Annotated in this window: 10 protein-coding genes; 9 read left to right on the top strand and 1 reads right to left on the bottom strand. The window is 63.9% G+C overall.

The window, feature by feature from the left end:
- Positions 1 to 1,022: 1,022 nt before the first annotated feature.
- Positions 1,023 to 1,736 (bottom strand): hypothetical protein, encoded by a 714-nt coding sequence (locus OCH239_RS20200; protein ID WP_037267022.1) that lies wholly within the window; start codon positions 1,734 to 1,736, stop codon positions 1,023 to 1,025.
- 1,211 nt (positions 1,737 to 2,947) lie between these two features.
- On the opposite strand from OCH239_RS20200, the gene OCH239_RS20195 reads away from it, so the two are divergent.
- From OCH239_RS20195 to OCH239_RS20155, 9 genes are all read left to right on the top strand, one after another.
- Positions 2,948 to 3,520: a hypothetical protein gene (locus OCH239_RS20195; RefSeq protein ID WP_051489667.1), complete on the top strand. Its 573-nt coding sequence runs from the start codon at positions 2,948 to 2,950 to the stop codon at positions 3,518 to 3,520.
- Positions 3,513 to 3,953 carry a hypothetical protein gene (locus OCH239_RS20190; RefSeq protein ID WP_037267019.1) on the top strand — a complete coding sequence of 147 codons (441 nt, stop codon included), beginning with the start codon at positions 3,513 to 3,515 and terminating at the stop codon, positions 3,951 to 3,953. The genes OCH239_RS20195 and OCH239_RS20190 overlap by 8 nt, the downstream gene beginning before the upstream one ends.
- A gap of 640 nt (positions 3,954 to 4,593) precedes the next feature.
- On the top strand, positions 4,594 to 5,631 hold the full coding sequence (locus tag OCH239_RS21900; RefSeq protein WP_084782723.1) for an AraC family transcriptional regulator ligand-binding domain-containing protein: 1,038 nt from the start codon (positions 4,594 to 4,596) through the stop codon (positions 5,629 to 5,631).
- 181 nt (positions 5,632 to 5,812) lie between these two features.
- Positions 5,813 to 6,676 carry a hypothetical protein gene (locus OCH239_RS20180; RefSeq protein WP_051489665.1) on the top strand — a complete coding sequence of 288 codons (864 nt, stop codon included), beginning with the start codon at positions 5,813 to 5,815 and terminating at the stop codon, positions 6,674 to 6,676.
- A 61-nt stretch (positions 6,677 to 6,737) separates the two neighbouring features.
- Entirely contained in the window at positions 6,738 to 7,379 is a 642-nt protein-coding gene (locus OCH239_RS20175) for a 2-hydroxychromene-2-carboxylate isomerase (RefSeq protein WP_037267016.1), read from the top strand.
- A gap of 79 nt (positions 7,380 to 7,458) precedes the next feature.
- A complete protein-coding gene (locus tag OCH239_RS20170) occupies positions 7,459 to 9,234 on the top strand; it encodes an arylsulfatase (protein ID WP_037267013.1) in 1,776 nt (591 codons plus the stop codon).
- A gap of 68 nt (positions 9,235 to 9,302) precedes the next feature.
- Complete coding sequence (locus OCH239_RS20165) at positions 9,303 to 10,136, top strand: type 1 glutamine amidotransferase domain-containing protein (RefSeq protein ID WP_037267010.1); 834 nt, start codon at positions 9,303 to 9,305, stop codon at positions 10,134 to 10,136.
- 59 nt (positions 10,137 to 10,195) lie between these two features.
- Positions 10,196 to 11,098, top strand: coding sequence for a formylglycine-generating enzyme family protein (locus OCH239_RS20160; RefSeq protein ID WP_084782722.1), 903 nt, complete (start codon positions 10,196 to 10,198; stop codon positions 11,096 to 11,098).
- A 53-nt stretch (positions 11,099 to 11,151) separates the two neighbouring features.
- On the top strand, positions 11,152 to 11,562 hold the full coding sequence (locus OCH239_RS20155) for a DUF4345 domain-containing protein (protein WP_084782720.1): 411 nt from the start codon (positions 11,152 to 11,154) through the stop codon (positions 11,560 to 11,562).
- The last annotated feature ends 321 nt before the right edge of the window (positions 11,563 to 11,883 follow it).

The raw sequence follows: 11,883 nt of genomic DNA, 5'->3' as shown, positions 1-11,883 counted from the left end.
AACCGGAGGACCACGGGGTGGCGGGCGGTGGCGGTGGAACGGGTCATCTTCTGCACTCCGATAGATCGATGTGCAGAACGTCGGATGATGTGTCAGAGCGCGGAAACGTGCACGGGCATAGAGTTTGAGCCCACGCACGTTCAGCGCATTAACACCGCTACGCGCAACGCTTGATCACCGGGACCGCAAGCTGGTTGCCGAAATATCCATGTGCGCGACCGGATGCGACTGTCGGCGAAGCGCAGGAAGCGGAATTTGCAAAGTCGGAGCGAACCGCGCCAGACAGTGGGCGCAGCCGGCCCAGAGCCGCCGTTCGCAGGCGTCAAGCGCTGCCGCAACGCGGCATGAGTACCGGCCATTCGTGCCCTCGCAGCATCCAATGCCCTCTGAAGGCCAGCAGAGCGAACGAAGCGCCGCATTGAGAGTGATTGAACGAGCGTAGCTTACAAAACCGGGTCGGAAATACCATATGTAGTTAAGCAGCGCGACATTCTTCGCTATAAAAGGCATCCCTCAATGACCATGTTTTCCATGAAGCCAAAGTTCAACCTTGCCGAATTCCTTGCGGTGCCTGCCCCCGTGGGTGCGGCCAGATCCCGTGGCGCCCGACGCCGCGGACCGCAGTTCCAGCGCGATGCGGCATCGCAAGATACTACCATGCCCAAGCCGGATGAAGATCCCAGCTCGACAGAGAATGAACCGCGCCGGATCTGCCGGCAACTGTATTAGGCCGGAGCCGCATGACGGCAGTCGCTCCGGTTGCGACCATTGCAGCGAGCCTACGATCAGCCTCCGTGCGGTCGCTGTGATCGCAGCTGCCGTCACCTGCTCGGTCTCCCTCCGTCGCACTCGGCCCTCACCTGCCGTTCGCGGGGTTGCTCATCGCTGCGGGCAGCTTCCCCAAACCGGCCTTTCTTTCCGCGTGTCCTTCGCGGCTGGCGGGTGGAGCCAATCGACGAATTGCCCGAAGCCGCCCGCAAGTCGCTCATGGTGCAAGTGGAGTGGAAGCGGAATCGCTTCGATTAGAAGGGAATTTCGTCGTCTAGGTCACGCCCGCTGCCATATCCCCCATCAGGCTTGGGCAGCTCTTTGCAGGGCGGTTCGATTCTCTTGATTTCGGGCGGCTTCGGCAATTTGGGCTCGGCCTCTTTGGCATCGTCCAAAAGGCCCATAATCTTTTCAAACCAAGGCCACCAAGGGCGTGCCCCCTCGCGCTCAACGTCCGCGCTCAATCCTGCCAGTGACCGCGCCAAGTCCGCGAAGCGCTCATATCGGGTGCGAGCCTTGCTCACCTCTTCAGCGAGTTTCGCCAACATTTCATAGAGCTTTTCTTTCTTTGCGTCGGGTGCGGTAGACGAATCAACTTCCACACGGATTTTTTCAATGAAGTGGTGAATCTTGGTCTTCTGCGCTTCTGTCAGACCCACGCTCATGGCATTTCGGTTTCTAGAATTTGAAATGCGCATCTGGACAATCACGTTGTCCACAGCACGCAGAAAATCGTTGAAGTTCTCACGATGTTCATCGGTATCGCGAGTGTTGACCGAAAAGCTAGACAGAGCCCCAATCTCCAAATGGGTCGCAGCGGCTAGGGTCTTATTCATGTAATCGGCAGTAAGGTATGACCAGTCTGAATTTCGATCCTCCTGCGCCATTTCCATCTGATTGCGAAATTCTTTCTCGAGCTGAAGGAACGCAACATGGTCGTCTTCAGAAAGGTTCTCGTATGGGTCCATTCACCGCACCTCAAGCGATTTTACTTTTTGCCACGGTAGCGCGGCGCTTGGGCATTGTCACCGCCTGAACTTCCTCGGCGTGACGCGCGCGGCTGCACCGGACGGCGGGTTGGGGCCATTTCGCTGAACTTAGCAAACCTCATTTCCTGGCATTGCTGACGTTGAAGGCTGGTGCAGCGTGGCTGGCATTGAACCTGTGCTCTCAATGGCTGCTTTCGTATTCTTGACGGTATGCCGCCGCAGGCGCGGTGAATTCACACTTCTGCCCTCTATCCAGGTCACGCCGAATCTGGGGCGTAATCCTGGCATAATTTCCGCTTCCACGTTTTTGCAAGGATGCGCTCGCATCTGCGGCGAATGTCGGCTCCCCGCCCTCCCTGTCGGAGCCGCTCCCATGCGACCACCAACCCGATCATGTCCGCTTCGGGCTGCCTTCGGACCTTGTCGGGGATGGCCCCTGAACATTGAGCCAATTGTGCGTCGATCGTGCTTGACCGCAGTGAACGTTCGCGGTGGATTAGGGACCGCGGAGCGATGGGACAAGGCGCTCGAACCGGGAGCTTGGCACCGAGATTTTCGCGCGGGCTCTAGCGTGCGTGCTGACTCCACCTTACTCACTAACCAGCTCGCACTCCGACGATAAATCGTCTCCGTGCGAGCTGTCGCTCGCCGGGGGCTGACGCCCCCGGACCCCGGCGCCGCTGACGCGGCGCGCGGGAGGCGCACCGCCCTCCCGCACCCGCCCGGGGCCTTCAGCCGGACCAGAGGACGCGCCGCCCCTCTGGACACCCAGGCAAGGGTCATCGTTCCGCACTCCCCCTTGACCCCCTGCTCGCAGGACCGTTCGCCACGCGCCTTGCATCCCCCGGCAGCCTTCGGCTCGAGCAGAGAGGCGCGCCGCCCTCTCTGCACTCTCCCGGGCAGTGCCCCTTCGCCATCTGTCCCTGCACCCTCTCCGGCGTCTCCGACGGCCCGGGGCGCGTTCTGCACTGCCCCGGGACCCTTCCGCGCTCGGGGAGGTCGCTCCGCACGCCTCCCCGCCCCCCTCCGGCGCTGCACGACGAGAGCCAAAGGGTGCCTCGGGAGAAGGAAGCGAAACCAATGGCCCTGTCGAGCCGCGCGGTCGGGATGACGCGCGGCTCGACAGGGCCACAGGCTTCGAAATGGAAGTCGGGCCGGGCGTCTCATCGCAACCGAGCAGGAGACGCTCCATGTTTCAACCCAAACGGGCCTTCGAAGGCCTGCCCATCTGGCACGAAGAGCTGCAGCGCGGCGATGTCGTGCTGTTCCGCTTTCCCGTGGCGGAAACGGACGAGACCGGCGAACCCGTCACGCCGAAGGTGCGGCCGTGCCTCGTACTCGAGATCCACGAGCGTCTCGGCCGACGCACCGCGACGCTGGCCTACGGCACCTCGGCGAAGACCCGCGCGAACAGCGGCTACAACGTCGTCGTCGCGACCGAGGACGGGATAGACTGCGCGGGTCTCGACCGGCGCACCCGCTTCGTCGGCCTCCGGCGGATCACCGTCGCCCTCAACCACTGCGGCTTCCAACTCGCCGACGGCACGGCCTCGCCTGTCATCGGTCACCTCGACGCCGCACTTGCGGACCGGATGAACGCCGTCCGCGCCCGCATCCACGCCGAAGCCGACATCGCGCGCGAGCGGCGACGCGAACGCCGGGAAGAGCAACGCCGCTGGCAGCAGCAAGGCCGCGGTTTCCTCGATCGGAACCGCGCCCTTCCCGCGGCCAGCCCCCTCACGAAAGGACACACCAATGACTGACCTCCTGCCGATCACCTATGACAACATCGATGCCCTGGCGGCGTCGGCCTTCGCCAAGTCGCGCATTGCCGCGACCGCCATCCGCGAGGATGTGCTGCACAACCTCAAGCCGCTCAAGCGGACTGGGTCGGAGCGCCTGCTTCACCAGATCGAGCGCCGGCGCATTTTCGACACCGAGATGCTCGACGAGATCGACGTGCTTGCCGATCTGGTCACGCGCCTCATCCAGGAGGGCACGACCGTCATCGAGTGCATCGACAACGACGAGTGCAACGTCTCGCCCGGCGTCTGGACCGAGCGGCGTCGGACCCGCGCCGCCGATGAACTCGGCCGGGCCCTGATCGTCCTCTACGATCTCCAGGAAACGCTCTACGCGGTGCACGACCTGATGCACGCCGAGCGCGCCATCGAGGCTCTTCGCATGGCATCGTAAACTCGAGATACGCGGGACCGGAACACCCGCGTCAGGACGCGCCGGCGACTTCTGCTGCTACCCGGCCGGCGCGTCCGCATACACGTGGGCCCAACGCGGCGCTCGCGATCAAGCGCCCAGCGGTCCCACGGATATCGACCGCAAGAATGCCATAGCGGTGGAGGTCGGCTTCGAGCCCAAACTGACCGCTGCGCGCAAGGATGATCCTGCGCATGACGCAAAGCGCGCTTTGTTGCGAATCGCCTACAGGAGTCATTCACGTTGCTGTCGACGCATGTCTAACTCGAGCAAGTTATCCTCCGAGCTTTCCTGACGGGATCGTAAGTTTGTCGAGACGGTTCGGCAGCCACACCCGTTGGTCGCCCATGTCAAATGCCTGCGCTTTGTAGAGGTATTCTGCACGACCATCGAAGCGCATTATTCCGGGCTGACCACGAGGGCGGAGTTTTTGGCTCGCGACCGCACTGCTGCGCAAGGAACGCAGTTGGCGTTCGCTGAGATTGCGAAACCTCGTAGCGCGAAACCGGGTCTCTGGTAACTTTGAACAGGACCGCGGTGCGCAGGGGCCCCCAGGCGCGATATTGTCCGAGATGCCGGCGGGCGACATTATCCGGGAAGACGAGGTGGAGCCCAGCCCATCATGCACAGGATTTCTTGCCCCGGCGACCCGGCCCTGACCATGACATATCCGGGTTTCGTTTTTCGGACGCTCCGCGACAGGGGATACTCGGAAGGCGCGTTGCTGGCCGGGACGGGGCTGGAGAGCCAGCAGCTCGAAGATCCCCATTTCCGATCGGGTTTCCCGCCGCTTCGGCGGCTGCTGCTGAACGCCATTGAAGAAACCGGAAACCCGCATCTGGGCGTGACGCTCGCGCGGGGGTTTCTGCCGACCTATATCGGGTTGCCCGCCTATGCCGCGATGAACGCGGCGCGGTTCCGGGACGGTCTGGGGGTGCTGGAACGCTATTTCTTCCTGAGCTTCCCGGCGATCGACGTTCGTCTGGATCGCCTGCCCGGCGGCGCAGCGACCGTTCGCGTGCGATCCAGATTCCCGTTCGGTGAGCTGGAGTATTTTGGCATCGGCAGCGCCGTCGTGGCCATAGACGGTCTGTTGAAAGCGATGCTCGGTTCGGATCGGGTGACCGACCGCGTCGACATGGCCTTCGGGCCCCCCGATGGTTGGTCCGACATCGCGCCTTTGATCGCGTTCCCCGTCCGGTTTGCCGCGGAAAAGAACTTGATCGTTTTCGACGCGGGGCTTCTGGATCAACCGCTTCCGGCGGCCGATCCGTTGAACCACGCGCGGCTGACGGCGCTTTGCGCGCAATTCGCGGCCGAGATGCGGCAGGCGAGCTCACCCGTGGAGCAGGTGCTGGCGATCCTGAGCGACGCTGAGCCGCTGAACCCGTCCTTGACGCAAATCGCCGGGAGCCTGGGCTATTCGGAACGCAGCCTGCGGCGGCATCTGGAGCGCTCGGGCACCACCTTTCGCGGGATTCTGGACAGCGTGCGCGAACGGCGCGCCCGCGCGCTTCTGACGGACAGCGCACTTCCAGTGAAGAGTATCGCTGCCGCGGTGGGGTTCGAAACGCCATCGAATTTCGCGCGCAGCTTCAAACGCTGGACGGGTCTGACTCCGAACGCGTTCCGCGAGCGGGCCGCGGGTGGCCGGAAATGAATGTCCTTTGGCCTGCACTGATCCCACGCGATCGTCGCTGATGGCGCCCACGCAATGTAAAACCTCCCGAAGGAGCGTTTCGGGGGAATGCGACATGGCACGAGGACGATTCCGGGCGAGACACGCGGTTCATCGACGGTGCGGTCGCGTCTCGCTGAGCGTTCTGTCGGTGACGTGTGCGATGCTTGGGGGCGCACCCGTAAAGGCGGAGGTCACCAGCAGCGACCTGACCGATCGCACGCCCGATGCCGGTCTGCCCCGCGCGGTCGATGGACGCTCCGCGGATCTGCTGTCGGCATTCTTCGGGCTCGACGATGCCCTGCCGTTCCTGGCACGGCTGATTTGCCGCGGCGCGCCGGGCAAGGACGGGATGCCGGTGATCTTCTCGACCGAGATCGACCACGAAACGCTTGAGGCCGGGGATTTCCGGGTCACCACCGCGTCGGGGGGCGAGGGACAGATGCATTGCGTGACGCTTTTGCCCGCGACCGATGCGAGCGAGTTGCGCACCGTGCTGCTGGTGGGCGCGTTCGGAAACGCAGAGACCGATCCGCCGGTCGAAGTCGAGGTCGTGGGGCATCTGCGCGCGCTTGATGGCACGCTCGATTTCCGAGGCGCGCGGGTGGCCGTGACGCCGCTGGCTCCGGGGCCGACCCTGGTATTGGCCGAGATCGTGGACGACAGCGCGCCGGACATGGGCCTTGGCCTGCGCCGCACGCGTGGCACTCCCTGTCCGGCCGAGGACACGCGGCAGGCCGTCCGCGCGGTCTGGGCGGGCGGAGTGACGGTAGCGAATGGGGACGAGCCGGGCGAAGCCGAGCGCGAGCTCTATCGCGTGACCGTGCAGGCTTCCGACGGGACCGAGCGCGAGGTGACCCCGGCCGCGCTGGCGGACCTGGGAGACGGCGACAACAACCACCTCCTGTGTCTCGACACCGCAGATACGCCCGTCTCGGTCGCGTTCCCCGCAGGCATTCTGACCGACCCGAACGGCGATCTTAACCCCGCGACCTCGGTCGCGGTGTCTCCCGCTGCTCTTGAATAGGGCGAGGCTTTTGCCGCCGCGGGTCTTGTGAGCCGGGCAAGAGATTTTCGGAGACTACGCAATGACCCGAACAGTTGACGTCTTTTGGTCCTTCAGAAGCCCCTTCTCCTACCTCGCAACCCCCGACCTGTTGAAGCTGGGGGAGGATTACGACGTGGCCGTGCAGTTTCGACCGGTCCTGCCGATCGCGGTACGATCGAAAGAATCGCTATTTTCCGATGATAAGCGTCGCGTGCGATACCTGATGCTGGACATGGTACGGCGTGCCAAATTTCTCGGGATGCCCTTCGGGCGGCCGTCACCCGATCCCGTGGTGCAGGATCTTGAAACCTTCGAGGTCTCGGACGAGCAACCCTACATCTATCGGCTGACCGGCCTGGGCGTGGAAGCGGACCGGCGGGGCAAGGGGCTCGAGTTCGCGTTCCATGTGTCGGCGCTCATCTGGGGCGGCACGCCGGGATGGACCGAGGGCGACAAACTCGCCGAGGCCGCGGCCAGGGCCGGTCTCGACCTCGCCGACATGGATGCCGCGATTGCCGCGGACGATCCGATGCCACGGATAGAAGCCAATCAGGCGGCGCTTGACGCATCCGGCCATTGGGGCGTGCCGACCATGGTGTTCGAGGGCGAGCCGTTTTTCGGGCAGGACAGGATCGAGACCCTGCGCTGGCGCTTGGACCGGGCGGGCCTGTCAAAGCAATGAACCCGGCAAGCAATTCCCTCGCGTGGCCGCCGGGCGGGCCGGCGCTTTCTGATTTCACGCCAGACAACGGGCTTCCGAAATGAACAGACACATCCGAGCCGCGCTTGTGGCATCCGCAGCTTCGGTCCTCGCCGCATCCTCGGCGCTGGCGCAGGAAACCAGCCCGAACATCCTTGTGGTGTTGTTCGACGATGTGGGCTTCACCGGGTTCGGGGCCTACGGGGGCGACGCGCAAACCCCCCGGATCGACGCGCTGGCGCAGTCCGGTGCGCTCTTCTCGCGCTACTATACCTCGCCCTTCTGCGGGCCGAGCCGGGCGATGCTGATGACGGGTCAGGACAACCACCAGACAGGCATGGGCACGCTGGTCGAGACGGTGACCCCCGGCCAGCGCGAGCTGCCCGGCTATTCCATGATTTGGGACGAGGGCCAGGAGACCATCGCGAGCCGCCTGTCGCAGGCCGGGTACCGGACGTATGTCAGCGGGAAATGGGGCATTGGGGCGAAGGGCGCGAACCTGCCGAACCGGTTCGGCTTCGACCGGTCCTACGTCATGGATTCCACCGGCGGCAGCAATTACGACCACTCGCATTACCTGCCGGGCTACCCGGACGTGTCGTGGTACGAGGACGGCGAGCCGGTGCGCTTGCCCGAGGATTTCTATTCCTCGCGCAGCCTCGTGGATCAGATGATCGGATATATCGACGGGGGCGACCCGGACCAGCCGTTCTTCGGGTTCCTGTCGCTGCAGGCTGTCCACATCCCGGTGCAGGCCCCGCTGGAGTTCATCGAACGCTATGACGGCGTCTTCGATGCCGGCTGGGACGTCATGCGCGAGGAGCGCTGGCGCCGCGCAATCGATCTGGGTCTGGTGCCGGACACCACGACGCTGGCGCCGGTTCACGAGGATCACCGTGCCTGGGACGACCTGACGCCCGAAGAGCAGCAGATCGCGGCACGCGAGATGCAGGTGAACGCGGGGATGCTGGAAGCCGCGGATTACCACATCGGACGCCTCCTCGATCATCTGGAAGAGACGGGGCAGCTTGAGAACACCATTGTCGTCGTGACCTCGGACAACGGGCCCGAGGCGGGTGTGACACATCTTGATAACCCGATCGCCGATCTGGCGCTTGACGGGATCCATCTGCTCGAGGGCTACGACACCTCGCCTGACAACATGGGCCTGCCCGGCAGCCTGACGGCCATCGGGCCGGAATGGGCCTCGGTCTCTGCCTCTCCGTTCAACCTCTACAAGTTCTACTCGAGCGAGGGCGGGCTGCGTGTGCCCCTCGTCATCGACGGTCCGGGCATCGAGGCGAGCGGTGTGCAGGAAGGGATCGTCCACGTGACAGACCTGATGCCCACGCTGCTGGATGCCGCCGGCGTCGCATACGATCCGGGCGCGATCTACGGGCAGAGCATGATGCCGCTGCTCTCCGGCGAAACCGACGAGGCGCGCGGCCCCGAGGACAGTTTCGGCGTCGAGGTCAGCGGCAACGCGGCGCTCTACCGCGGCAACTGGAAGCTTGTGCGCACGGCCCTGCCGCGGGGCGATTTCACCTGGCGGCTCTTCGATCTGTCCGTCGATCCCGGTGAGACCACCGATGTCGCGGATGAGCAACCGGAGCTCTTCGCCGAGATGCGCGCGGAATACGACGCCTATTCCGAAGAAACCGGCGTCCTGGACCTGAGCCGCGAGGACTACGCCGAAAAGCAGCTCTTCGCCAACCTGGTGGAAAGGACCATCGGCACCTACTGGCCTTACCTGGCCGGGCTCTTGCTGCTGCTCCTGCTCTCGATCGTCGCGCTCTACCGGCTCTTCCGCCTCATGACGCGCCGTCGGGCCGCCTGATCGTCGTTGAACCGGCTGGCCCCGCACCGGGGCCGTCACCCCGTCACCCTGACTCCGGAGACCCCGTCATGACCTGGATCGTCGTTCCCGTTCTCGCTCTGGCCCTTCTGGCCATCCTGACTTACCTGTTCCTGCCGCGCCTTCTGAACGTGCTCGGGATCCACAGGCACTACACGATTCCCGATTTCGACCTGAACGGGCGCCGCGCGCTGGTGATCTGCACCAACCATGACCGGCTCGACCCGTCGAACAAGAAGACGGGCGCCTTCGGCTCGGAATTCACCGTGCCCTATTACGCTTTCGTCAATGCAGGGCTCGCGGTCGATATCGCATCTCCCAAAGGGGGCAGCATCCCGATCCAGCCCGGATCGTGGTCCTGGCCGCTCGCCTCGGAGGACGACAAACGCTTCATGGCCGACAAGAAGGCGATGCACGACCTTCAGAATTCGAAGGCCGTCGGAGATCTGGTCCCGAAAGATTACGACGTGATCTTCATGGCTGGCGGGTGGGGCGCGGCCTATGACCTGATGCAGAGCGAGGAGCTGGCCGATTTCATCACGCGCGCCAACGCCGAGAACAAGATCCTCGGTTCGGTCTGCCACGGCGCGCTCGGCCTGTGCGGCGCCACCGGTCTGGACGGTGAGCCGCTGGTCAAGGGCCGCCGCGTGACCGGCGTGACGAACAACCAGATCAACACCTTCGGCATCGCGATCACCCCCAAGCACCCCGAGGAGGAGCTGCGCAAGCTGGGCGCGATCTTCGAATGCCAGCACGCCTTCCGCGACCCGTTCGCGACGCATACCACGATCGACGGCAACCTGATCACCGGCCAGAACCAGAACAGCGGCTACGAGACGGCGCATCGTATCTTGGAAAAGATGGCCACGCAGCGGAACGTGTGATCCGCTACCGGTCGAGACGAAGGTACCAGCCAATGCCTTGTGCGTGGGCCAATCCGAATATGTTGATCGCAACCGGGTGCGTTCTGATCGCGGGTTTGGTCGCGACGGCAATCTCCATCCGGCTCTCCGATGCGGGGTCCGGCACCGCTTGCGGTCTGGAGGAAAGCCAGCTGGGCGGGTTCGTCGACATCCCCGGCGGTGGGTTTGTCATGGGGGCCGATCCCCATTACGCCGAAGAGGGGCCACCCCGGCGCGTTCTCGTCTCCCCCTTCCGTCTGCAGGCCCACGAGGTCACGAACCGCCAGTTTTCGGCTTTCGTCGCCGATACCGGCTACGTGACCGAGGCGGAGCGAAACGGCGGATCAGCGAAATTCAGCGAGACCGATACGCCGGAGCGGGTCCTGTCCTGGTGGTCCCTCGACCCCGGCGCGACATGGCGGACGCCCGACGGTGCGGGATCAGGCCTGTCGGGACGCGACCTGCATCCGGTCGTGCATGTCACCTTGAACGACGCCCGGGCCTATGCCGACTGGGCCGGCGGGCGCCTGCCGACAGAGGTGGAATGGGAATACGCGGCCAGCCGCGGCCTGTTCGACCCCATGGACCCCAAATCCGGCGTCCGCGCGCCCGACGGCACCGCGCGCGCCAATGTCTGGACGGGCCTCTTTCCGGTACTGAACTCTGCCCGCGACGGTTTCGCCGGAACCGCGCCGGTCGGCTGCTACGAGCCGGGATTGACCGGAGCTTACGACATGATCGGCAATGTCTGGGAATGGACAGACACGCCCTTCGGGACCGCCCTGCCACGCGTCACCATCAAGGGCGGCTCATACCTCTGCAGCGAAGATTACTGCCAAAGATACCGCGCCGCAGCCCGCGAGGGCATGGAACGCGATTTCAGCACTGAGCATGTCGGCTTCCGCATCGTGAAGACCATGGGGGACGCGGGTGAGCGCAGGTAGCGGAGCTCCGCCCCGACCGGAACGGGCCTTTTCTCCGCCCGCGAGGTCTATCGGTGTCGATTGACCGCGCGCGACGGTGCTTTTTGTTGGCGATGAGAATGGGCCTTGTTCCCGTGGCTTTGTCCTACGGCGCAAGGCCCGAGCGCATATTGCCGCTGCTCTACGGGATCAGCGAGCCCGACCTTGCCACAAGGCATGTTTTTCGAGCGGTCATGGGGCTCTATTTCGGCATGATGTGCTTCTGGCTGGCTGGCGCCCTGAGACCCAAGCTGCGGATAACTTCTCTTTGGGCCGTATTCGTCTTTGCGAGCGGCATCGCCTCGGGCCGGTTGCTGAGCCTCGGACCCGACGGATGGCCAGCGCCGATTTTTGTGTATTATTTGCATTCTGAAGTAGCGCTCGCTGGAATATGTCTGGCACTCATCGCCTGGCAGTCCGACCCGGAAGCCTGTCGGTGCGAATGATCCTTCGTGCTTCAAATTTCGCTATTTCTGCAGGCTCTTCGTTGTCGCGAATTGCTGACTTCACCTCGCATCAAGAGATGAAATATTAATTACCCGGTAACGAAGATTAGTTTACCTCTGCCCATAGTGCCTTGATTGAGGATGAAGCGGAGGTCCGCTCTTCGCCCCAATGCAATCCGATTTTGCAGGCGCAGCGTAAGCTTAGCAATTGCGGTGAATGGCAGAAAGGTCCGCATCGGCGGCGCTGCGACGAGGCGCAACGAAAGGTGGGTTTAAATTCCTCGATCCGGCGGAGCCTTTAACAGGCTGCTGAAAAAGGCC

The organism is Roseivivax halodurans JCM 10272, assembly GCF_000521785.1.
Lineage (GTDB): Bacteria > Pseudomonadota > Alphaproteobacteria > Rhodobacterales > Rhodobacteraceae > Roseivivax > Roseivivax halodurans.
This window is presented reverse-complemented; position numbering and strand designations above follow the sequence as displayed.

Excerpts from the sequence above, each read along its gene's own strand:
- OCH239_RS20175 (WP_037267016.1), top strand. The coding sequence starts at position 6,738 with ATGACCCGAACAGTTGACGTCTTTTGGTCCTTCAGAAGCCCCTTCTCC.
- OCH239_RS20200 (WP_037267022.1), bottom strand. The coding sequence starts at position 1,736 with ATGGACCCATACGAGAACCTTTCTGAAGACGACCATGTTGCGTTCCTT.
- OCH239_RS20190 (WP_037267019.1), top strand. The coding sequence starts at position 3,513 with ATGACTGACCTCCTGCCGATCACCTATGACAACATCGATGCCCTGGCG.
- OCH239_RS20170 (WP_037267013.1), top strand. The coding sequence starts at position 7,459 with ATGAACAGACACATCCGAGCCGCGCTTGTGGCATCCGCAGCTTCGGTC.
- OCH239_RS20180 (WP_051489665.1), top strand. The coding sequence starts at position 5,813 with ATGCTTGGGGGCGCACCCGTAAAGGCGGAGGTCACCAGCAGCGACCTG.
- OCH239_RS20160 (WP_084782722.1), top strand. The coding sequence starts at position 10,196 with ATGTTGATCGCAACCGGGTGCGTTCTGATCGCGGGTTTGGTCGCGACG.
- OCH239_RS20165 (WP_037267010.1), top strand. The coding sequence starts at position 9,303 with ATGACCTGGATCGTCGTTCCCGTTCTCGCTCTGGCCCTTCTGGCCATC.
- OCH239_RS21900 (WP_084782723.1), top strand. The coding sequence starts at position 4,594 with ATGCACAGGATTTCTTGCCCCGGCGACCCGGCCCTGACCATGACATAT.
- OCH239_RS20195 (WP_051489667.1), top strand. The coding sequence starts at position 2,948 with ATGTTTCAACCCAAACGGGCCTTCGAAGGCCTGCCCATCTGGCACGAA.